Origin of the sequence: Tianweitania sediminis (assembly GCF_017813335.1) — a bacterium.
Taxonomy (GTDB): domain Bacteria; phylum Pseudomonadota; class Alphaproteobacteria; order Rhizobiales; family Rhizobiaceae; genus Tianweitania; species Tianweitania sediminis.
This window is the reverse complement of record NZ_JAGIYY010000002.1, coordinates 159,315-180,701: the sequence shown is the minus strand read 5'-3', so window position 1 is coordinate 180,701 and position 21,387 is coordinate 159,315. Positions and strand designations below refer to the sequence as shown.

At 61.8% G+C, this 21,387-nt stretch carries 15 protein-coding genes and 1 tRNA gene; 7 read left to right on the top strand and 9 right to left on the bottom strand.

Going from position 1 to position 21,387, the window contains the following annotated elements:
* Positions 1-40: 40 nt before the first annotated feature.
* The 3 genes from J5Y06_RS07910 to J5Y06_RS07900 form a co-directional block, all read right to left on the bottom strand.
* Positions 41-1,141 carry a CaiB/BaiF CoA transferase family protein gene (locus J5Y06_RS07910; RefSeq protein ID WP_209334601.1) on the bottom strand — a complete coding sequence of 367 codons (1,101 nt, stop codon included), beginning with the start codon at positions 1,139-1,141 and terminating at the stop codon, positions 41-43.
* 422 nt (positions 1,142-1,563) lie between these two features.
* Positions 1,564-1,640, bottom strand: a tRNA-His gene (locus tag J5Y06_RS07905).
* A gap of 190 nt (positions 1,641-1,830) precedes the next feature.
* Positions 1,831-2,283, bottom strand: coding sequence for a phasin (locus J5Y06_RS07900; RefSeq protein ID WP_209334600.1), 453 nt, complete (start codon positions 2,281-2,283; stop codon positions 1,831-1,833).
* Between the two features lie 252 nt (positions 2,284-2,535).
* On the opposite strand from J5Y06_RS07900, the gene J5Y06_RS07895 reads away from it, so the two are divergent.
* On the top strand, positions 2,536-6,252 hold the full coding sequence (locus tag J5Y06_RS07895) for a histidine kinase dimerization/phospho-acceptor domain-containing protein (protein WP_209334599.1): 3,717 nt from the start codon (positions 2,536-2,538) through the stop codon (positions 6,250-6,252).
* Positions 6,253-6,490: 238 nt separating this feature from the next.
* On the opposite strand, the gene J5Y06_RS07890 is transcribed toward J5Y06_RS07895, so the two are convergent.
* Positions 6,491-8,449: an acetoacetate--CoA ligase gene (locus J5Y06_RS07890; RefSeq protein WP_209334598.1), complete on the bottom strand. Its 1,959-nt coding sequence runs from the start codon at positions 8,447-8,449 to the stop codon at positions 6,491-6,493.
* A 172-nt stretch (positions 8,450-8,621) separates the two neighbouring features.
* Here J5Y06_RS07890 and J5Y06_RS07885 point away from each other — a divergent pair, with 172 nt between their 5' ends.
* On the top strand, positions 8,622-10,460 hold the full coding sequence (locus J5Y06_RS07885) for an AsmA family protein (protein ID WP_209334597.1): 1,839 nt from the start codon (positions 8,622-8,624) through the stop codon (positions 10,458-10,460).
* 3 nt (positions 10,461-10,463) lie between these two features.
* Here J5Y06_RS07885 and J5Y06_RS07880 read toward each other — a convergent pair whose 3' ends face one another.
* From J5Y06_RS07880 to J5Y06_RS07860, 5 genes are all read right to left on the bottom strand, one after another.
* Entirely contained in the window at positions 10,464-11,285 is an 822-nt protein-coding gene (locus tag J5Y06_RS07880; RefSeq protein ID WP_209334596.1) for an ABC transporter permease subunit, read from the bottom strand.
* Complete coding sequence (locus J5Y06_RS07875) at positions 11,282-12,247, bottom strand: ABC transporter permease subunit (RefSeq protein ID WP_209334595.1); 966 nt, start codon at positions 12,245-12,247, stop codon at positions 11,282-11,284. The genes J5Y06_RS07880 and J5Y06_RS07875 overlap by 4 nt, the downstream gene beginning before the upstream one ends.
* Positions 12,248-12,258: 11 nt before the next feature.
* Complete coding sequence (locus J5Y06_RS07870) at positions 12,259-13,398, bottom strand: ABC transporter ATP-binding protein (RefSeq protein WP_209335089.1); 1,140 nt, start codon at positions 13,396-13,398, stop codon at positions 12,259-12,261.
* A gap of 152 nt (positions 13,399-13,550) precedes the next feature.
* Positions 13,551-14,642: a polyamine ABC transporter substrate-binding protein gene (locus tag J5Y06_RS07865; protein WP_209334594.1), complete on the bottom strand. Its 1,092-nt coding sequence runs from the start codon at positions 14,640-14,642 to the stop codon at positions 13,551-13,553.
* A gap of 154 nt (positions 14,643-14,796) precedes the next feature.
* A complete protein-coding gene (locus J5Y06_RS07860; RefSeq protein WP_209334593.1) occupies positions 14,797-16,230 on the bottom strand; it encodes a helix-turn-helix domain-containing protein in 1,434 nt (477 codons plus the stop codon).
* Between the two features lie 179 nt (positions 16,231-16,409).
* Here J5Y06_RS07860 and aceA point away from each other — a divergent pair, with 179 nt between their 5' ends.
* The 5 genes from aceA (at position 16,410) to J5Y06_RS07835 (ending at position 21,327) form a co-directional block, all read left to right on the top strand.
* Positions 16,410-17,729, top strand: coding sequence for an isocitrate lyase (gene aceA / locus J5Y06_RS07855; protein WP_209334592.1), 1,320 nt, complete (start codon positions 16,410-16,412; stop codon positions 17,727-17,729).
* A 36-nt stretch (positions 17,730-17,765) separates the two neighbouring features.
* The gene (locus J5Y06_RS07850) at positions 17,766-18,026 is read left to right on the top strand and encodes an SMc00767 family acetate metabolism repressor (protein WP_209334591.1); all 261 of its coding nucleotides are present in this window, start codon (positions 17,766-17,768) and stop codon (positions 18,024-18,026) included.
* Between the two features lie 175 nt (positions 18,027-18,201).
* Positions 18,202-19,638, top strand: a complete 1,437-nt coding sequence (locus tag J5Y06_RS07845; RefSeq protein WP_209334590.1) for a glutamine synthetase family protein — start codon at positions 18,202-18,204, stop codon at positions 19,636-19,638.
* Positions 19,639-19,674: 36 nt separating this feature from the next.
* Entirely contained in the window at positions 19,675-20,007 is a 333-nt protein-coding gene (locus tag J5Y06_RS07840) for a four helix bundle protein (protein WP_209334589.1), read from the top strand.
* Positions 20,008-20,043: 36 nt separating this feature from the next.
* Complete coding sequence (locus J5Y06_RS07835; protein ID WP_209334588.1) at positions 20,044-21,327, top strand: NAD(P)/FAD-dependent oxidoreductase; 1,284 nt, start codon at positions 20,044-20,046, stop codon at positions 21,325-21,327.
* The last annotated feature ends 60 nt before the right edge of the window (positions 21,328-21,387 follow it).

Here is a 21,387-nt window from a genome sequence, read left to right as displayed (position 1 = left end):
CGCCGCGTGAGCCTTGGCGCGGCGACGACGCGCCCCTGCCCTATTTGGGCGCGAATTTCCGCGTTGTTGTCGGTGTGCCGGAAAAGCGAATGGGCGAACGAACATTGATGATCTCGCCTTCGGTCGGATGCGTCACTTTCTCGAACAACCCGACCGCCTGCAGGTGAGGGTCTTCAAGAAGATCGTCCAAGGCATTCACCGGGGCGCTTGGCACCTGCAGCTCTTCCAGCGCAGCCAGCCATTCGGCACTGGTTTTTTCCAGCAGGCACGTGGCAAGGCGCTCATACAGTGTTTCGATCCTTTCCGCGCGTTCGCGGTTAGAGATCGTTGCCGCTTCCTTCGCCCAATCGGCCCGGCCCGCGGCGCTGAACACGGCGTTCCAGTGCGCTGCCGTGTAAGGCATCACGCCGATATAGCTGTCCGCCGTTTTGAAGGGCCGGCGATGGCGCGACAAGATGCGGGAATAACCGGAACCACCATCCGGCGGCACGAACGTCAGCCCGGAAAGATGTTCAACCATCAAAAAGGAGGCCATGGTCTCGAACATCGGGATTTCGATGGCCTGGCCCCGGCCCGTTTGCGAGCGACTGAAAAGGGCGGCGTTGATCGCTGACACAGCAAACAGCCCCGTTGTCTTGTCGGCCACGATGGTGGGTGCATAGCGCGGTTCGCCGCCGGTCCGTGCCGTGAGTTCTGCCCAGCCGGACGCCGCCTGGATGACGTCATCGTAGGCTGGTCGATCGCGGTAGGGTCCGTCCTGGCCGAAGCCGACGATGGCGCAGTAAATGAGCTTCGGGTTGCGCTCGAGCAGCGTTTGAGCGTCGAGCCCTGCCCGACGCGCCGCATTCATGCGCATGTTGTGAACAAACACGTCCGCCGATGCCACCAGTTCGGTCAAGCGGTCGCGATCTGCCTGTTGGCGCAAGTCGAGGCGCAGGCTGTCCTTGTTGCGGTTGCAGTTGAGAAAGGCGGCACCCATTTCCGGCGACCGGGACGGGCCGGGAGCCCGCATGATGTCGCCGCCGGCAGGCTCCACCTTGAGAACATCGGCGCCCATGTCGCCAAGGATCTGGGTCGCGTAAGGGCCGGCGATAACCGTTGTCAGATCGATGATGCGGACCCCCGCCAGCGGACCTTCCATTCCCGTCTCCTCACGCGAAAGCTGTTTGCGCCGTTCCCAGCGGGAACGACTCCTGACGCTTCATCCAACATCGGCCCGCTGCCGTCCAGCGGGAACAACGAGGGCGAACCAAGCCTGCCAATCCGTTTCACATCATGGGGAGGTACACAGCGGAACCTGCACGGCTTGTTCCAAGTTGACCGCCCACGGAAGCCGAAAAAAGGAAATGGCTATGGGCAGGATCTTGAAGACATTGTTGCTGGGCTGGATCATGAAAAAGGTGCTTCGCCGCAGCGGACGCTGAAAACCAGACCCCCATTGGGGAGTGCCCGAACGCTCGGTGAAGGAGAGGATCTCATCGCCGAGCGCGGGGTGCGCGAGGCATCGGCAACGTCTCACGTGGTGAGCGTCCGCCCTTTAACAGGATTTCCAAAGGTGTGGAGTGGTACGGTTGGGTGGGCTCGAACCACCGACCTCCGGATCCACAATCCGGCGCTCTAACCAACTGAGCTACAACCGCAAGCGCACGCCTTTTCATGCAAGGCGGCTTCGGGGCTCCACTACCGACAAACGGTGCCGAATTCAAGACCGAAGACGCGGACGCCTCAAGAGAAAGACCGGCGTTGAACGCCGGCCTTGGTTTCGTGCCTTCGCTGCGCGGAGCCGGCCTGTCAGCTTTCGCTGCTGAGAATGGCCGACCTGCGGCGCGATCAGGCGACCTTCAGGTCCGTCCAGTTCTTGCCGACCACGTCCTTCAAGGGACGCGTCAATTCTTCCACACTTTTGGTGGACACGGTCTGGATCTCCTTCGCCTGGTTCATGGCGAGTTCCATCTGCTTGCGCATAAAGGAAGACTGCAGTTCCACGAAATCGGAGACGGTCTTGACGCCCATGAGAGCCTCAAGATGCGAGAAGGAAAGTTCCGTGTTGGCGCGCATGGCGGCAAGCGACTTCAGCGACAGTTCGCTTGAAACGGCGCGGGCATTTTCGAAAGACGCCTCCACAGCCTTCTGGGCATCTTCGGCACCTTCCTTGAAGCGGCTATAGGCTTCGCGGGACTGTTCCATACCCTTTTCGGCAAAGGCACGAAACTGATCAACAGCCGGGTTGGCGTCGAACGTGGGGAAAGGCGTTTCAGTCGATTTGGGGAAAGCTTCGGACATTCCGCTACTCCTGGAAAGGGATGAGTTTTGTCGAGTGCTTGTCACTGCCGTGCCGCTCCAAGCGGCGCATTGCCCAATTCTATAGCGCATTTTATTGTGCACCGCAACATTTTTGCTGCATTGCGGTTGTTCGACCGGAAACTGGCCTGTTAACCACTTCGCCGATCGGTGTGCGGTTCAGGCCGAACGCGAGTGGATTTCGGGACGCTTTCTCATTATTAATAATGCGTTAAGAGCGAACCAAGGCGCTGCATGAACCAGGTCTACTCCTTCATCGACGTGGTCGCGCTCGAGCCTGTCCGGACGCGCTTTGCCGCCGGTGAAGCATTGGTCGTGTTCGACGCTGATCTGGACGAGATCCTGTGGGCCAATGGTGCAGGCGCCAAGGCGCTGGGCTTCCAAGCCATCGATGAGGCGATGGGGGCGGCCAATCCGCTGCCGGCCATTGCGCGGCGCCAGATTGCGGCAACGCCGGGCTTTCCCCACGTTCAGCCGAATCGCACGATCGTGGTGCGGTCCGCCGCCACGTTGTTGAGCCGCTTGTCGCGCTTGGCGCTTGAGCCGGTGACCTTGCCCGACGGTGAAGTTGCCGTTCTTGTGTCGTTTCTCGACCTTGCCGCGGAACCGGACAAGGCATGGCAGCAGGCGATCGCGGGGTTCGCGGTGGATGATCACGCAGCTGCGATCCTCGACGATGGCGGCAAGGCACTGGCCGCCACGTCTTCGTTCGAAGAAGCGGGCTTCCATGACGCGGATTTGGCGGCGCTCGCCGCAAGCGCTGCTCACGCGCGTGGCCAGGTTGCCAAGCGCCGACTGCCGTCGAGGCGCGGCCTTTTGCCCGCCGGCCTTGCGAAGCTCGGCGACGATCCGGCGCTGTTTTTGTTGATCGCCGTGAGCGAAGGGGCTGAACCCGGCGACACTCCGGCAAGCGTACCAACAAGCGAGATGGCGGCCAGCGACGCAGCGGATGACGCAGCAACAATGGAGGAGGCCGCTATTCCGGCCTCAGCCCATGTGGCGGCGGGTTCCGCGAGGCGGAAGGGATCGCTGCGGTTCGTGTGGCGCACGGACGCTCAGGGTTGCTTCAGCGCGATATCTCCCGAATTCCTCGAAGCCATGGGTTCCGATGAGGGAGCCGTGATCGGGCGGTCGTTTCGCGAGATCGCCGCCGCCCTCGGCTTCGACGAGGATGGGGAAATCACCGGGCTCCTGGAGCGACGAGACACCTGGTCGGGCCGGTCCGTGCTTTGGCCCCTGCCCGGCAACGGCTCCATGCGTGCGCCGGTGGATCTCGCCGCGCTTCCCGTTTACGACCGCAACCGCGGTTTCGAGGGTTTTCGCGGGTTCGGCGTGGCCCGCTTTATTGATGCCGTTGCGGCTGATCCGGTTGCTGGGCCTGCCCCGTCCACAGCCGATCCCCAGGCTGTCCCCACCATTGATGACGAAGCGTCCGGCGACGTGGAAGAAGATCCGTTCCGGGGTGAACCGCCGGTTCTTGTTTCCACGGAAGCAGCAAACGGGCGTCCTTCTTCCCCTTCTTCAACCATCGAGAAGGTGGTGCGCCTTGCAGCACACCGGCAGGCGCTGGCCGAACGGGCTGCTTTGAGCAGCAGTGAACGCATCGCGTTTCAAGAAATCGGACATCGATTGAAGGCCGCCGATGAAGCCGCGCCGGAATCGGAAAAGGTGATGAGCATCGTGACCGACGTGCCGCAACAACCCTCCGCCGAGGCGAGCGCTCTCCCGGTGATCCCTGTCGCGCCATCAGCCGCCCCGGCACCGGCCATTGCCCCGCAGGACAGCGACGTTAACGCTGCTGGTTCAGAACCCCGGCGCGATGCGCAGCCGGCAGATGAGCTTGCGGCAGAAGAAAACGAGGATGTATTGGCCCGCGCTGCCGTGGAAGGCAGTTGGCCGCGCGCAACCAAGATTCCGCTGGCTGATCGCGTGCTTGAGCTGCCACCAAGCGCGCGGATGGAAGAGCCGGCGCAATCGGTTGCTCATGACGGCTCGGTTGATGAAGACGGCGGGGACACGGCTGCCGCGCTGGAGGAGGATGCCGTGTCGCCTTCGCTCGACGGCGGTGCCACCCCCGCCGAAGTTGCCGCAATCGAGGAGGAGCACGGAGAATCTGGCGACGAGGTGTCGCCAACGGAGCTCGTGGAAACGACGGATGCCTCCCCCGCGCCGTTCGTTGGGATCGAGCCACTGGCCGCGGATGCGCCGGTTGCGCTTCCCCCGACAGTGGACCACGACGTCCAAGCCGCCGACTCTCTCCTGGAGGATTTTGCGGATCTGCAATCCGAACCTGCCTTCGGCGACGATGAAGAGGTTTCAGGTCGCTTCGGCGAGCAGCCCAACTTCACCAAACTGCCTGATGCGGAACGCGAGCTGATCGATGCGCTACCGATTGCGCTGATCATCCATGCCGGTGACCGTCTCGATTTCGCCAATCGTGAGTTCTTTTCGCTGACCGGCTTCGACTCGCTTGCGGCGATTTCTGCTGCCGGCGGTCTGGAAGCGCTGTTTCCCGCACCGGTGGGAAAGGAAACCGCCGCAAAGGACCGGCGCCTGTTTGTGCGCCGCTTCGACGGCGAACAGATCCCGGTGCATGCCCATCTGCAGTCGGTGCCCTGGGGAGGCGGCAAGTCGCTGATGCTCTCGTTGCGGCGGGCCGAAGGAGAGCCGCAAAGTGAATGGTCGGCCCTGCAGGACTTGCATGACACGGACATCGCACAGAATCCGGAGAACCTCGGCGACAACGTGACCCGGCTGCCCCTGACCCTGGTGACGCCACCGCAACAGGCCGTGCCTGAAGTCGCCTCGGTGGACGAGGACGCGCTGTCGCGTACCCAGGCACTCTTGGAGGAGATGCGGGCCATCATCGACACGGCAACGGATGGCGTCGTTCTGATCACACCCGATTCGCGCATCCGCAGTTTGAGCCAGCCGGCCGAAGCCTTGTTCGGCGTCGATTCGGCCGGTGTTGAAGGGCAGCCGTTCTCGTCCCTGTTCGCGATCGAAAGCCAGCGGGCGATCAAGGAGTACCTCCACGGTCTGACCGACCATGGCGTAGCCAGCGTTCTCAACGATGGCCGCGAGGTGATCGGGCGCGAAAAGCAGGGCGGTTTCATTCCGCTTTTCATCACCATCGGACGTCTTCCGGCTCAGGGCGGATTCTGCGCCGTTTTGCGGGAAATCACCCAGTGGAAGCGCGCGGAAGAGGAACTGACGCAGGCCCGGGCGCAGGCGGAGCGCTCGTCGTCCCAGAAGAGCGATTTTCTGGCGCGCGTCAGCCATGAGATCCGGACGCCGCTCAACGCCATTATCGGGTTTTCGGAACTGATGATGGAGGAGCGGTTCGGACCCGTCGGCAACGAGCGGTACCGCGAATACCTCCGAGACATCAATCGCTCCGGCACCCATGTTCTCGACCTCGTCAACGACCTCCTCGACATTTCGAAGATCGAAGCGGGCGAACAGGAACTGAGCTACACCGCGGTGTCACTGAACGACGCGCTTGCCGAAGCCGTGGCGATCATGCAGCCGCAAGCCAACCGCGAACGCGTGATCATCCGCTCCAGTTTCGCGTCGCGCTTGCCAGATGTCGTTGCCGACCTCCGCAGCATCCGCCAGATTGCGCTGAACCTGCTGTCAAACGCCGTGCGCTATACCCAGGCCGGCGGGCAGGTCATCGTGTCCACGGTTTACGAACCTCATGGCGAGGTCATCCTGCGGATCCGCGACACTGGTGTCGGCATGTCCAGCGCCGAGATCGACCAGGCACTCCGCCCATTCAAGCAGATCAACGCCCTGAGGCGCGCCCGCGGCGACGGGACCGGGCTCGGGCTTCCGCTCACAAAGGCCATGGTTGAAGCCAACCGCGCACGCTTCGTGATCGACTCACGCCCGGGCGACGGCACATTGGTGGAAATCACCTTTCCATCCACGCGCGTGCTTGCCGATTGACACAGGCAAGCCGCGGGCAAGAAAAAAGCGCCCGAGGGCGCTTGAAGTTAGAAGGCTGTTACGCGAGGGGCTTGAACTGTCCGGCTGGGGATCCGGCATTCGGATTGCTCCGATCAAGTTAGCCTCACTATCGCGATCAGCCCTTAACAAGACCTTACCAGACTCTTCCCGTTTTTACATTTCGGCATGAGCTGTGAAGTGGTGGTAAATATCACCGAAGGGATCTGTTAACCAGCGCCTAGCTCGCGAGCTCTTGGCGATCCCGGAAAAGCTCGAGCGCTTCGGGGTTGGCGAGCGCTTCCTTGTTGCGCACGGTGTCGCCGTGAACCACCTGCCGCACCGCGAGTTCCACGATCTTGCCCGACTTGGTGCGCGGGATATCCCCGACCTGCACGACCTTGGCCGGCACATGCCGCGGGGTCGCACCTGAACGCACCTTGGCCTTGATCCGGTCCTCCAGAGCCGCGTCGAGGGTCAACCCTTCGGCCAACCGCACAAACAGCACCACCCGCACGTCGTTGTCCCAGTTCTGGCCGATGCAGAGCGCCTCCACCACCTCGTCCATCTGCTCCACGACATTGTAGATCTCGGCCGTGCCGATGCGTACGCCGCCCGGGTTGAGCGTCGCGTCCGAGCGGCCATGGATGATGAGGCCGCCATGGTTCGTCCATTCCGCGAAATCGCCGTGGCACCAGACATTGGGGAAGCGGTCGAAATACGCATCATGATATTTCCTGCCATCCGGGTCGGCCCAGAACATCACCGGCATGGACGGGAACGGCCGTGGGCAAACGAGTTCTCCCTTTTCGCCCACCACGTGCTGGCCTTCGTCGTTCCAGACGTCGGTGGCCATGCCGATCGCCGGACCCTGGATTTCGCCAGACCACACGGGCTTGATGGGGATGCCGATCACGAAGCAGGCGCAAAGGTCGGTGCCGCCGGACATGGATGCCAGATGCACGTCCTTCTTGATGCCGTCATACACGAAGTCGAAACCTTCCGGCGACAGAGGTGAGCCGGTGGACGACAATGTCTTCAGCGCTGACAGGTCATGCGTTTCGCTAGGACGCAGGCCAGCCTTGCGCGCGGCGTCAATGAACTTCGCGGACGTGCCGAAATAGGTCAGTCGCTCTTGTTCGGCGAGGTCGAACATCGCGGTGTTGCCGGGGTAGAAGGGCGACCCGTCATAAAGAACAAGCGTGGCCCCGCTTGCCAGGCCCGACACCAGCCAGTTCCACATCATCCAGCCGCAAGTGGTGTAATGGAAGAAGCGGTCGCCCGGCTCGATGCCGCCGTGCAACTGGTGCTCCTTCACGTGCTGCAGAAGCACCCCGCCCTGCGCATGCACGATGCATTTCGGGATGCCCGTAGTGCCGGACGAAAACAGGATGTAGAGCGGCTGGGCGAAAGGCAGCCGGGTAAAGCGCACCGGCTTGGCCGCAAACTCGCTCAAGGCTTTTTCGAAGACCTCTCCGTTTGGGATGGCAGCGGCGACGTCCCCGCCCCGGCCAAGGTAATCAACGATCAACACCTTGCGGGCGCTCGGCAGCCGTTTCGCAATTGCCGCCACCTTCCCACCCACATCGATGGCCTTGCCGTTGTACCAGTAGCCATCTGGGGCCACGAAAATGGTCGGTTCGATCTGCCCGAAGCGATCGAGCACGCCTTGTTCGCCGAAATCAGGGGAACAGGACGAGAAGATCGCCCCAAGCGAGGAGGCCGCCAACATCACGGCAACGGTTTCGGGCATGTTGGGCATCATCGCAGCGACGCGGTCGCCAACTGTCACGCCGGCCGTTTCGAACAGCTGCTGCAGGCGCGACACCAGCGCATGCAGGTCGTCCCAGCTCATGCGGCGCTCGACCTTGTCTTCGCCGCGAAACACCATCGCCTCTTCTGGACCGGTGTGTTTCAGGAGGTTTTCTGCGAAGCTCAGTTTCGCATCTGGAAAGAACTGCGCGCCGGGCATCTTATCGCCGTTTTCGAGCACGCGCTCACCGGGCTCACCGACCACGCCGGTGAAGTTCCAGATCAGTTGCCAGAACGCTTCGGGATCCTCAATCGACCAGCGGTGAAGCGCTTCGTAATCCGCCATGTCGCGCTTGGCGATTGCCGCCGCTTCCGCCATGAAGCGCGTCATCGGATGATGTTCGATGCGTTCGCGCGAAGGCGTCCAAAGCGGCTGTGTCGAAGTCATAGTCACGTCCTCCCAACTTGCGGCATGTTATGCCCGTGCGCTTCGCGCGGATCAATGTCCTGCACGACGCATCAGCGCCGTCTTTCCGCACACTTGGAACCGCAGTCCATTGTGCGTTAAACCGCGTCGACAACCCTAACCGCTTCCACTGCCCCACACGCAAGAAGGGCCAATGCCGAAACCGCTGCTGCGCAAAACCCTTTTGTCGCTCGTCCTGTTGGCGGTCATCACTGGCGCGGTGATCGTGGCCCTGCCTTTTGCCGCTTCCACTCACCTTGTGCGAGATCGGATCGGGCAAGAAATCAGCTTCTGGACTGGTTACAACGTGGATGTGGGCGCCCGACCGGAGATCGAGGTGTGGCCGAGCCTTCGGGCCGTGCTTCACGACGTGTCGTTTTCGGATCCCGATACCTCCGCTCCAGCCGTGCTGCACGCTGAGCGCGTCGAGATCGACATGTCGGCTGTGGCGGCGTTGCGCGGGAACATCGACTTCAAGCGCGTGCGCTTGATCAATCCGGTCGTGCATCTGGAAGCGGCCGGTGACGACTACAGATCTCTTCTTCCGCGCGGCGGCAAAATCTCGCGCTCCGTTCAGGCCGCCCGCGTCGCCCGCGAAGCCGAGCCAATCAAACCGGATCCGGCTGCCTTGCCGAAGGATGCATTCGGCACGGTTGAGTTCCTGAACGGCCAGATCGTTTTGCAGAACCAGTCCGGCACCAGCATTCTTGCCTCCGATCTGTCCGGAGCGGTTGAATGGCCAGCGCTAAACCGGCGCGGCAGCCTGAACCTGGAGGGCCTGTGGAACGGTGAGCGCCTCGCCTTGAAAGTCGAGTCGGCACAGCCTCTCCTTCACTTGGCGGGAGGGACCAGCGAGCTTCAGGCCAGTCTGACGTCGAGCCGCTTGACAGCGGCTTTCGATGGGCGCGCCGGGCTGGACCAGGACGGGCTCGTTGATGGGACCTTGCGTGTAGCCACCCCTTCTGTCCGGGGCGCTGTGGACTGGCTGCATCCGACGCAAGATTTGACGTTCACGGAAGGCGCGCTGGAATTCAACAGTCAGGTGTCCGGCACTCCCGGACGCCTCAAGTTCAACAACGCCTCCCTCCTTGTTGCCGGCAGCCCCGGCATCGGAAGCCTGGAACTTACATGGGGGCAGACAGCGCCGGTCTTGTCTGGCGGAATGGCCTTCGAGACGATCGATCTGGCGGCCCTTCTGGCCCTGTTTTCCCCTGTGCTGCCAGACGGCGCGCCAGTGGGAACTTCGCGTCTCCCCGCGCTTGCCTTCGACCTTCGGCTTTCCGCCTCCGTGGCGACGGTGGGCACGGTGACGCTGAACGAAGTTGCCGCCACAGCTCAGGTGAGGCCGGGGCTGACCGTGCTCGACCTGTCTGACGCCACTGCGTTCGGCGGCATTGTGCAAGCCGGCCTCCGCGTCACTCCAGGCAACGGTTCCAACATGGTCGAGTTGCGCATGCTTGCGACCGACATCAACGGACAGGCGGCAGGCGACGCATTGGGGCTCGCGCGCCTGCTTCCGACATCGCGCGGAACACTATCCTTGATGCTGACGGGGAATGGCGCAAACTGGCAGGAGGTTTTCGGCTCAGCCAGCGGCACGTTCTCTGCCGATTTCGCAGCAGGCACGCTGCGCCAGTTCGACCTGCAGGATTTTCTTCTGCGCCTTCAGGAGGGGGCTGTCTTCGCGATCAATGACGTCGCTGAGGGCACCGTTCCGATCGAGGCCCTGCAACTCAAGGCCATCGCGCAGAAAGGGATCGCTCAGATCGGCGAAACAACGGTGCGCACCGCAAACAACACTATCCTGATCAACGGCATCGTGCCTTACGACGGTGGTTTGGCGCTGACAGGCAGCGTTCATGCCGCAGGTGCTCAGATCCCGGCGCAAATAGAAGGCGAAGCGAGTGCCTTTCGGCCTTTGGCCGCATTCTTTGTCGGCGGATCCTGGTCGGCGCCTTTCGTGTCTCCCGCGACGCCGTGGACGCTGCCCTGACCCTCAGGCGCGGCCAGCCGCCTGCTCGTCCCTGAGACGCTGGACTTCCCGCCGCTTGTTGACCAGCGACGCGATGATCACGCCGGTGGCCACGATGGCGATCAGGATTGTGCAGATCGCGTTGATTTCCGGTGTCACACCAAGCCGCACCTGACTGTAGATCTTCATGGGCAGCGTGGTCGCACCTGGACCGGACGTGAAGCTCGCAATCACCAGGTCATCGAGCGACAGCGTGAAGGCGAGCATCCAGCCAGAAATGATCGCGGGTGCAATCACCGGCAGGGTGATGGCGAAGAAGGTCTTCACCGGTGTGGCGCCGAGATCCATCGCCGCTTCTTCAAGGCTGCGGTCGAAGGTCAACAAGCGCGATTGCACGACCACAGCCACGAAACACATGGCGAAGGTGATGTGCGCCAGCGTCACCGTCAGCATGCCGCGGTCAAGCCCAATTGCCACAAACAACAACAGCAGCGACAGCCCTGTGATCACTTCCGGCATCACCAGCGGCGCAAACACCATGCCGGAAAAGAGGATCCGTCCTCGAAAGCGCGTGTAGCGCGTCAGAGCGAGGGCGGCCAGAGTGCCGAGCACCGTTGCCACGGTCGCCGACACAAGCGCCACCTGCAGCGTCACCCAGGCGGCATCAAGCAGCCCCTGGTTCTGCAGCAGAGCGGCATACCATTGCGTGGAAAACCCACCCCACACCGTCACAAGCCGCGACGCGTTGAAGGAATAGATTACCAGCAGAAGGATCGGCAGGTAAAGAAAAGCAAAGCCCAGCGTCACGGACGCGATGTTGAACCGGCTCCAGCCGCCCGTGTTCATCGGCCCTGCTCCTGTTGTCGGGCCTGGGCCTGCTGGAAGATCATGATTGGCACCACGAGGAGCAGCAGGAGGATCACCGCTACCGCGGAAGACACCGGCCAGTCACGATTGGCGAAGAACTCGTTCCAAAGCGTTTTGCCGATCATCAGCGTTTGCGATCCTCCGAGAAGGTCAGGGATCACGAATTCGCCGACAGCAGGAATGAACACCAGCATGCAACCGGCAATGATGCCTGGGCGCGACAAAGGAAAGGTGATCTTCCAGAACGCGCTGCTCCTGGTGCAGCCGAGATCCTGCGCCGCTTCGATGAGCGAATAGTCCATCTTTTCAAGCGCCGCATAGAGCGGGAGCACCATGAAAGGCAGATAGGAGTAAACGATCCCGATGAAGATCGCGGTGTAGGTGTTCATGATGAGCAGCGGCTGGTCGATCAGACCGATCGCCATCAGGAACTGGTTGAGCAGTCCTTCAGGCTTCAGGATGCCGATCCAGGCATAAACGCGGATCAGGAAGCTCGTCCAGAACGGCAGGATCACCAGCATCAGGAGCAAAGGGCGCAGGGCAGACGGTGCGCGCGCCACGCCGTAGGCCAGCGGGTAGCCGACCAGGAGGGCGAGGACAGTGGACACCGCGGCGATTACCACGCTGGTGACATAAGCGTTGAAGTAGAGCGCGTCTTGCGTGAGCCACAGGTAGTTGTCGAAGGAGAACTCCCGCAGGTTCTGCCATAGGCTGCCCACCCCCTCCAAAACCGGCGTGTACGGCGGGATCGCGAGTGTTGTTTGCGAGAAGGAGATCTTCACCACGATGGCGAAGGGGACCAGAAAGAAGGCGAGCAGCCAAAGATAAGGAACAAGGATCACGAGCCGGCTCGACAGGGCGCGAAGGATTCCACGCGACCAGACGGGGCGCGATTCGTTCTTGGTCGGGATGTCGGTTCCAGGCGCCACCGGGATCGTCATGCAGACCTCCCTCAGCGCGTCAGAACAACGCCGGAATCGGGCTGAAACGCGATCCAGGCACGGTCCCCCCATGTGAGCGGGTCATCCGCCGAGCGCTGGCTGTTGATCACGGTGGACTTCACGATCTGCCCGCTGTCGAGCTTCACATTGTAGATCGTCACGTCGCCGAGATAGGCGATGTCGTAGATCTCGCCTTGCGCTGCATTCGCGCGGGCGTTCTCCGGCGGGAAGGAGGACAGCCGGATCTTTTCCGGCCGGATGGCATAATGCACCGTCTTGCCCTGCTCGGCATCGCCCGGATTGGCAGTATGGATCACCAGGCCCGGGCCGGCGATCTCCGCCCGGCCTGCATCGCGGCGGGTGACCTGCCCTTGAAAGAGGTTCACGCTGCCCACGAAGTCCGCCACGAAGCGCGACCCTGGCGCTTCATAGATTTCAGGCGGCGTGGCGACCTGCATCACTTCGCCCTTGTCGAGGATGGCGATGCGATCAGCCATGGTCATGGCCTCTTCCTGATCATGGGTCACAACAAGGAAGGTGAGCCCGAGATCCTGCTGCAGGTCCATCAATTCAAACTGCGTTTCTTCACGCAGCTTCTTGTCCAAAGCGCCGAGCGGTTCGTCCAGCAGCAAGACCTTCGGGCGTTTGGCCACCGAGCGCGCAAGCGCCACACGCTGGCGTTGGCCGCCCGAAAGCTGGTGCGGCTTGCGCTTGGCAAACTCTTCCAGCTTCACCAGGCGCAACATCTCGGCCACCCGCGCAGCAATGTCTGCTGCCGGCATTCCATCCTGCTTCAGGCCGAAGGCGATGTTCTTTTCCACCGTCATGTGCGGAAACAAGGCGTACGACTGGAACATCATGTTCACCGGGCGCCTGTAGGGCGGCACGCCCCGCAGGTCCTGCCCATCCAAGAGGATTCGCCCGCTCGTGGGCTCCTCGAAGCCGGCCAGCATGCGCAACAATGTGGACTTGCCGCAGCCCGAGGCGCCAAGCAGCGCGAAGAACTCTCGTTCGAAGATCGTCAGCGACAGATCGTTGACAGCAGCGAAGTCGCCGAACTTCTTGGTGACGCGGTCGAAATGAATGTAGGGTCTGGCTGCCGGATCATTCCAGGGTTCGAAGCCGCGGCGGATGCTGTTCAGCGATTGCAACGCCATGCCGCGTTTCCTGTTTAAGCCCCTCGGGCCGCCCTTTATGGATGAGCAAGATTTTAGATTTGTGCCAGATCTGCTCGTGCCTGGCTGCGAGCATCATCCTGAGCGGCACCATTAGAAGGGTGCCGCCCAGCGATGCTGCTGCTGTTTTACTGGCCGGTGACGATTGTCGTCCAGGCGCGCGTCACCAGGCGTTGCTCCCGCGGGCCGTAGGGTTGAACCGTGAACAGCTTCTCGAGCGTTGCTTCATCCGGATAGATCGCCGGATCTTCGATGATTTCTTCATCCAGCAACGGCTGCGCTGCCTTATTGCCGTTAGCATAGAACACATAGTTCGAGGCCTTGGCGGCGACTTCCGGCTTCATCATGTAGTTGATGAAGGCATGCGCTTCTTCCACGTTGCGCGCATCGGCCGGAATGGCCATCTGGTCGAACCACATCTGGGCGCCTTCGGCCGGAATGACATAATCGATTTCGACGCCCCGGTTGGCTTCGGCCGCACGGTCACGCGCCTGGAAGAGATCGCCTGAGAAGCCAACGGCAAGGCAAATATCGCCATTGGCCAAAGCGTTGATGTATTCGGACGAGTGGAATTTGCGCACCGAGGGGCGGATGCTCATCATCAGCTCTTGCGCCTTGGCGAGATCATCCGCGTCCGTCGAAGCGGGTGGAAGGCCCAGATAGTTGAGTGCGGTGGGAAGGACGTCGGTGGGCGAGTCCAGGATGTAAACCCCACAGTCCGCAAGCTTCTCGATCACCTCGGGCTTGAATACGACATCCCAGCTGGTGATCTTGTCGATGCCGAGTGCTTCCTTGACCTTCTCGACGTTGTAGCCGATGCCGGTGGTGCCCCACATGTAATTGACAGAATATTCGTTGCCGGGATCAAAGGCGGCGACGCGCTCCGTTACCACGTCCCACATGTTGTTGAGGTTCGGCAGCTTGGACTTGTCGAGCTTCTGGTACACGCCAGCCTGGATCTGCCGAGCCAGGAACGGGCTGGCGGTCGGCACCACGACATCGTAGCCGCTGCTGCCGGCCAGGAGCTTGGTTTCGAGGATCTCGTTGGAGTCGTAGACGTCGTAAACGACCTTTATCCCGGTTTCCTTCGTGAAATCATCGATGATGGAAGAGTCGATATAGTCCGACCAGTTGTAGACGTTGACCACCTTCTCTTGCGCGCCAGCCGGCGCAGCGAAAACAAGGGCGGCTGCAGCTAGCCAGAAAGTTCTCTTCATCATCAGGTCTCCGATCTCTTTTCTTCGCCGGCGGGTCGGGTGCTCGGCTTCTCAGGTTCGGAGCCTATTAACGTTTCACGGCAGCGGCAAGTGCCAAAGGCTGCTGATCGTGGAGGCCGGGCCCCCGTTGCAGCGAGCCTGTCCGAGCGTTCCACGCTCATTGAAAGTCGAAGGCGCTCAGCCCCGTCACCATCTCGTCCAGGCCGAGGGGTCGCGTGAGGGGCGGCTCGGCTCGCGACAAGCAACCTACGCGCTCACAAAGGCGGCAGGCCGGACCGATCAGCACGGGTGCAACGGGCCTGCCCTCCCCCGATAACATCGGCAATGCATCGCCATAGATCACGGCGTCGCGGTGTTCGATGTCGCAGCCAATCAGAACGGCCGTGCGCCGGGGACGTTCTGCAAAGCTTCCCTGCGGTCCTTCCAAGGTGCGCGCCAGAACCAGGAAGGTTGCACCGTCCGGCATTTCTGCGGCTTCGATCAGGATCTGTCCGGCTTGCGCGAAAGCGGCATGCACCGGGAGCTTTGGGCACCCGCCGCCGAACCGGCCATGCGGAAAGGCCGACGTGCCCGCCCGCCGGAACCGCGTGCCGGCGTGATCCACCTCCATCATGAAGAAGGGAACCCCTGTTTGACCGGGGCGGGCCAGCATGGTGAGGCGCGTGGCCGCTTGTTCGAAGGAAACACTGAAGCGCGAGCGCAGCACGTCGATGTCGTAGCGCGCCCGCTTGGCAGCGGTGAGGAACGGCGCATAGGGCATCATCAAGGCATGCGCGAAATAGCGCCCAAGTTCGAACCGCGCGATGCGCCGCGCTTCATCGGAGCCAAGCTTCAGCGCCTGCACCTCGGCCGCGATCGCCACCTGCGCACGGATGAGGCCTGCTTCGATTGCGATCTCGCGAAGCTGGTCCTGCGGCGACAAGCGCTCGGAAATGAACAAGCGGTGCGAATGCCGGTCATAGCGCCGGCGCCAGTTCGGCATGGTGGCAACAGGCAGCACTTTCACCACAATGCCGTGGTCGCGCTGCAACCAAGCCTTCAGGGCAGCGCCGAGATCGTCGCCGGGCTGCAGGATCTTGCTGAAGGCTTCCGCTTCTTCTTCCAGCGCCGCGAAATAGTTGGCGCGGCGCTCCATGGCATCGCGCACCGCGTCGAGCGGCAGGCGCGCGCCGGCGAGGCTCGTTCCCTTGCCTTCGCGCGCCAGCATGTCGGACAGATCGGAAAGCCGCTCCGCCTGCTCCTTGTAAGCGCGGTAAAGCTTGATCATGCCAGCCGCCGCGTTGGGGGCGGCCTGCGCCACCTCCACCAGTTCCTGGTCGCCCGGCAGTTCGCCGGCGAGAAGCGGATCGGCAAATACTTCGCGCAAGGCGACAAGGGGCGCGTCATCCCCTTGCAGAAGGTCGATGTCCACCTTGTAGGTGGCCGCCAACTTGATCAGCAGCGGTACGGTGAGCGGCCGCTGGTTACGTTCGATGAGGTTGAGATAGGAGGGCGAAACACCCAGCGCGTCGGCCATCGCCGACTGGGTCAGGCCGCGATCGACCCTGATGCGGCGAATCCGCGGGCCGGCAAAGATCTTGCGTTCAGCCATGTCGCCCCCTCGTGACAAGATTTACAATATGACAAAGCGTACGGTCAAGGACGTGACAGAGCCACTCCTTTTCCGAACACAATGCAAGCGAAAACCTCGATTTTCAGAGCAGAAGCGCGCAAATGGACGGTGCCTGCCCAGACTTGCAAGGCATGTCAAAGCTGATTTGGAGATCCACCATGACCGATTTTTACAACCTGGTTCCGTCCGCCGCTCAAGGTCGTTTCGATGGTGTAGAGCGTCCTTATACGGCTGAGGATGTGAAGCGGCTGCGTGGTTCTGTGGAAATCCGCTACAGCTTGGCCGAGATGGGCGCCAACCGCTTGTGGAAACTCATCCACGAAGAAGATTTCGTGAATGCACTCGGCGCGCTCTCCGGCAACCAGGCCATGCAGATGGTCCGCGCCGGGCTCAAGGCCATCTACCTGTCCGGCTGGCAGGTCGCTGCCGACGCTAACACGGCTTCGGCGATGTATCCCGACCAGTCGCTCTATCCGGCCAACGCCGCGCCGGAACTCGCCAAGCGCATCAACCGCACGCTGCAGCGCGCCGACCAGATCGAGACCGCGGAAGGCAAGGGTCTTTCGGTCGACACCTGGTTTGCGCCGATTGTGGCGGATGCTGAGGCTGGTTTTGGCGGACCGCTCAACGCGTTCGAAATCATGAAGGCGTTTATCGAGGCCGGCGTCGCAGGCGTTCACTTCGAGGACCAGCTGGCATCTGAAAAGAAGTGCGGCCATCTCGGCGGCAAGGTTCTGATCCCCACCGCTGCGCATATCCGCAACCTCAACGCGGCGCGGCTTGCCGCCGACGTGATGGGTGTGCCGACGCTGATCGTGGCGCGCACGGATGCAGAAGCCGCCAAGCTCCTGACCTCCGACATCGACGAACGCGACCAGCCCTTCGTTGATCAGGCGAAGGGGCGCACCGTTGAGGGCTTCTATCAGGTGAAGAACGGCATCGAGCCCTGCATTGCACGCGCCATCGCCTATGCGCCGCATTGTGACTTGATCTGGATGGAAACGGGTAAGCCCGATCTCGAGCAGGCCCGCCGTTTCGCCGAAGCCGTCGACAAGGCTCATCCCGGCAAGCTGCTCGCCTACAACTGCTCGCCGTCGTTCAACTGGAAGAAGAACCTGGACGACGCCACGATCGCCAAGTTCCAGCGGGAACTCGGCGCGATGGGCTACAAGTTCCAGTTCATCACGCTGGCTGGGTTCCACCAGCTGAACTATGGCATGTTTGAACTGGCGCGCGGCTACAAGGAGCGCCAGATGGCCGCTTATTCCGAGCTACAGGAAGCGGAATTCGCGGCGGAAGCCAATGGCTACACCGCGACCAAGCACCAGCGCGAAGTCGGCACCGGCTATTTCGACGCCGTGTCCATGGCGATCACCGGTGGCCAGTCGTCCACGACTGCCATGCACGAATCGACCGAACATGAGCAGTTCCGCCCCTCGCCTGCCGAAGGCGAGACTTTCCGTCCAGCCGCAGAATAAGCGCCAAACAAGCGTAGACAGCAAAGGAAGCGACCCATGCTCGATACCGTTCAAGAAACCACCAAGCCCAAGACACGCGTGAAGGAACGCGCGGAGGAACAGGCATCCACCATGTCAGGCGACCAGCAGTCGGCGATCCGGATGCTTGCCAACGACCTGCACCGTTTGAACCAGTCCGTGATGAAAGCCGTGGAAGCCGGCGTTTCGGTCGAGCTCGTGCGATCCGCGCGTCACCATGGCGGCGACGGAAACTGGGGTGACCTGCTTACGCCGGTGATCGTCACCCGCCGGGATTGATCCGCCTTTAAGGGCTGAGAAGCTGGGGCGGCAAGGGTTTTCCCGTGCCGCCCCGCAGCCTTTTGGAGGACGGGCGATCTGCCCTTGCAGGCGCAATTTTCTCGCCCGCTCTCCCGCTCTTCCCTTCCTTCTTCGCGACAGGCTATATTGCTGGCCTGTCTAACAATGGTGATTGATGCCTGTCGCGAAGAAGGAAACTCGTCCGGCCGCTAAAAAGGGCGGCCGCGTTCAAACGCCCGCCTTTCTGCAGAACCTCCGCGGCGTGAAAAGCTGGAAGGAAGCGTCCGAATGGCTCGAATGGCGCGGCATCGAAGATATCGAGTGCATCACACCTGACCAGGCAGGCGTCGCGCGCGGCAAGATGATGCCGTCCAAGAAGTTCACGTCCAACACCTCGCTCGCCCTGCCATCCGCCGTTTTCATGACCACCATCTCGGGCGGATACCCCGAAGACGGCAATGGCTTCGCTTATCCCGAAGACGATGGCGACCTGAAGCTGATGCCCGATCTCAGCACGTTGTCAGCCGTGCCGTGGGAAACCGACCAAACTGCGCAGGTGATCTGCGATCTCGTGCACCAGGACGGACGCACGGTGGAATTCACGCCGCGCAACGTTTTGAAGCGGGTGGTCGCCGCTTATGCCGAACTAGGCTGGCGTCCAGTGGTTGCGCCTGAAATCGAGTTCTACCTCGTGCGCAAGAACCCCGATCCGGATTACCCGTTGACTCCTCCCGTGGGGCGCTCGGGTCGGCCGATCGGCGGCGGACAAGGCTATTCGATCGCCGGCGTCAACGAGTTCGACGAGTTGATCGACGACATCTACCACTTCTCCGAAGGCCAGGGCCTCGAGATCGACACGCTGATCCACGAAGAAGGGGCCGGGCAGCTCGAAATTAACCTGCGTCACGGTGATCCGGTCCAGCTCGCGGACCAGGTATTCCTCTTCAAGCGCACCATCCGCGAAGCCGCGCTGAAGCATGAAACCTATGCGACCTTCATGGCCAAGCCCATCCAGGGCCAGCCCGGTTCGGCCATGCATATCCACCAGTCCATCATCGACGCCAAGACCGGCAAAAACATCTTTGCTGCCGCCGGCGGCGAAGAAACCGATGCGTTTCACCATTTCATTGGCGGCATGCAGCGCCACGTTCCGAACGCGCTGGTGATGTTTGCGCCTTACGTGAACTCCTACCGCCGCCTCACGCAGGCAGCTTCGGCGCCGGTGAACACGAAATGGGGCTATGACAACCGCACCACGGCTTTTCGTGTGCCACGGTCCGATCCAGCGGCCCGGCGCGTGGAAAACCGCATTCCCTCGTCCGACGCGAACCCTTACCTCGCGCTGGCCGCCTCGCTCGCATGCGGCTTGATCGGGCTTCGCAACGCCATCAAGCCGGATGCACCGGTCGGGCGCACCGTGAACAAGGACGACATCGAACTGCCGCGAAGCCTTCTCGAAGCCGTGCAGCTCTTTGAAGCCGACGAGGAACTGAGGGCTTTGCTGGGTTCCCAGTTCGTCGCGACATATGCAGCGATCAAGAAGGCTGAGTTCGAAACCTTCATGGAGGTGATCAGCCCTTGGGAGCGCGAATATCTGTTGTTGAATGTGTGAGGTGAGAAGCCTTTAGGTGAGCAGGCGATTAGGTAAATGAACGACGGGCCGACGATCCGTTCCTACACAGATCTCCTGGTCTGGCAGCAGGCCATGGACTTGGCTGCCTCGATCCACTCACTGACCCGATCCTGGCCTCGCGACGAGATCTATGGTCTCACAAGCCAAGTACGTCGCGCCGCCGCAGCTTTTCAGAACTTCCTCAAGACCGCACAAGGATCCCTGAAGGAGGCTGAAACCCATCTGCTCATCGCAGAGCGTGTTCGGATCGCATCAGCGGGATCGATCCAGCCGGCACTGACGTTGAGCGAAAGCGTGGGGGAGCTACTTCAACGGCTCGTTGGCAGCCTCAGCAGGAGCGCTCCATGATCCCCTTCTCACCTTATCGCGCAATCGCCTAATCGCATGTACTCTTCCCCAATCTCCCCCGGCCGTTCTTGGTACGAAGACAGCGTCGGTGATCGCCCCGCTTATCCCGCACTGGACGGCTCGGTGAACGCAGATGTTGTTGTCATCGGCGGTGGGTTCACAGGACTTTCAGCCGCCTACCACCTGGCCGCGATGGGCACGCGCGTGGTTCTGATTGACGGCTCAAGGTTTGGCGATGCCGCTTCGGGGCGCAATGGTGGCCAGTTGAACACCGGCCAACGCGCATGGCCCGAAGAACAGGAAGAAGAGCTCGGCTTCGAACGCGCCAAGGCCTTGTTCGACCTTGCCGAAGAAGCCAAGGCGCATCTGCTCGGGTTTGCCAAGTCGCACAACATCGAGATCGACTACGTGCCGGGCCAACTGTCGGTCGTGCACAAGAAGCGCTACGTCGACGACTACCAGCGCCACGCGGAAGCGATGGCCACCCGCTACGGCTACACCCAGATCCGCTACATCGACGCGCAGGAAACGGCGTCACGCATCGGTTCAGATCGCTATTTCGGTGGAACGCTCGACACGGGAACCGGACATATCCATCCACTGAAGCTGGTGGTTGGAACCGCAAGGGCGGCCGCTGCCGCAGGAGCGGTGCTGCATGAAAATACAAAGGCGACGCGGATCACACATAGTGGCGGCAAGGTTTTCGTGGAAACCGCAAGCGGCACGATCACCGCAAACAAGGCGCTCCTAGCAGTCAACGCCTATGGTGGCGACGTGGAGCCGGTCAGTGCCGCGCATGTCATGCCGATCGGCTCTTTTATCGGGGCAACCGTTCCATTGCCGGAGGACAGCCCGATCTTGCCGGGTGGTGAGTCCGTCAGCGACTCACGCTTCGTGGTTCGATATTTTCGGCGCACGAAGGACCACCGCCTGCTTTTTGGCGGCAGTGAAACCTATTCAACGGCCGACCCGAAGGATATCGCTGCCGCGGTTCGCGCGCAGATGGTTGAAGTCTATCCGGCCCTGCACGATGTCGCGTTCACCCATGCCTGGGGCGGATATGTCGGCATCACCATTCCGCGCCGGCCCTTTGTTCGCGAGGTCATGCCCAACGTGATCTCTGCCGCAGGCTTTTCCGGTCACGGCGTGATGCTGTCGAACTTCGTTGGCAAGCTTTATGCAGAGAGCGTGGCGGGCAATCGCGACCGGCTACAACATTTCCGGGACCTGAAGGTGCCGGCTTTTCCGGGAGGGCGGCGGTTTCGCACACCGCTACTCCTGCTTGCCATGAACTGGTACGCTTTGCGCGATCGGATCTGAGCTCTCTCGCGCGGCACGGGAACGATTCCTATCCTTCCGCGCTTATCCCGGCGACATTGT

Bases quoted from the DNA above. Each gene is read 5' to 3' on its own strand.
- J5Y06_RS07910 (WP_209334601.1), bottom strand. From the start codon at position 1,141: ATGGAAGGTCCGCTGGCGGGGGTCCGCATCATCGATCTGACAACGGTT.
- J5Y06_RS07900 (WP_209334600.1), bottom strand. From the start codon at position 2,283: ATGTCCGAAGCTTTCCCCAAATCGACTGAAACGCCTTTCCCCACGTTC.
- J5Y06_RS07895 (WP_209334599.1), top strand. From the start codon at position 2,536: ATGAACCAGGTCTACTCCTTCATCGACGTGGTCGCGCTCGAGCCTGTC.
- J5Y06_RS07890 (WP_209334598.1), bottom strand. From the start codon at position 8,449: ATGACTTCGACACAGCCGCTTTGGACGCCTTCGCGCGAACGCATCGAA.
- J5Y06_RS07885 (WP_209334597.1), top strand. From the start codon at position 8,622: ATGCCGAAACCGCTGCTGCGCAAAACCCTTTTGTCGCTCGTCCTGTTG.
- J5Y06_RS07880 (WP_209334596.1), bottom strand. From the start codon at position 11,285: ATGAACACGGGCGGCTGGAGCCGGTTCAACATCGCGTCCGTGACGCTG.
- J5Y06_RS07875 (WP_209334595.1), bottom strand. From the start codon at position 12,247: ATGACGATCCCGGTGGCGCCTGGAACCGACATCCCGACCAAGAACGAA.
- J5Y06_RS07865 (WP_209334594.1), bottom strand. From the start codon at position 14,642: ATGATGAAGAGAACTTTCTGGCTAGCTGCAGCCGCCCTTGTTTTCGCT.
- J5Y06_RS07860 (WP_209334593.1), bottom strand. From the start codon at position 16,230: ATGGCTGAACGCAAGATCTTTGCCGGCCCGCGGATTCGCCGCATCAGG.
- aceA (WP_209334592.1), top strand. From the start codon at position 16,410: ATGACCGATTTTTACAACCTGGTTCCGTCCGCCGCTCAAGGTCGTTTC.
- J5Y06_RS07850 (WP_209334591.1), top strand. From the start codon at position 17,766: ATGCTCGATACCGTTCAAGAAACCACCAAGCCCAAGACACGCGTGAAG.
- J5Y06_RS07845 (WP_209334590.1), top strand. From the start codon at position 18,202: ATGCCTGTCGCGAAGAAGGAAACTCGTCCGGCCGCTAAAAAGGGCGGC.
- J5Y06_RS07840 (WP_209334589.1), top strand. From the start codon at position 19,675: ATGAACGACGGGCCGACGATCCGTTCCTACACAGATCTCCTGGTCTGG.
- J5Y06_RS07835 (WP_209334588.1), top strand. From the start codon at position 20,044: ATGTACTCTTCCCCAATCTCCCCCGGCCGTTCTTGGTACGAAGACAGC.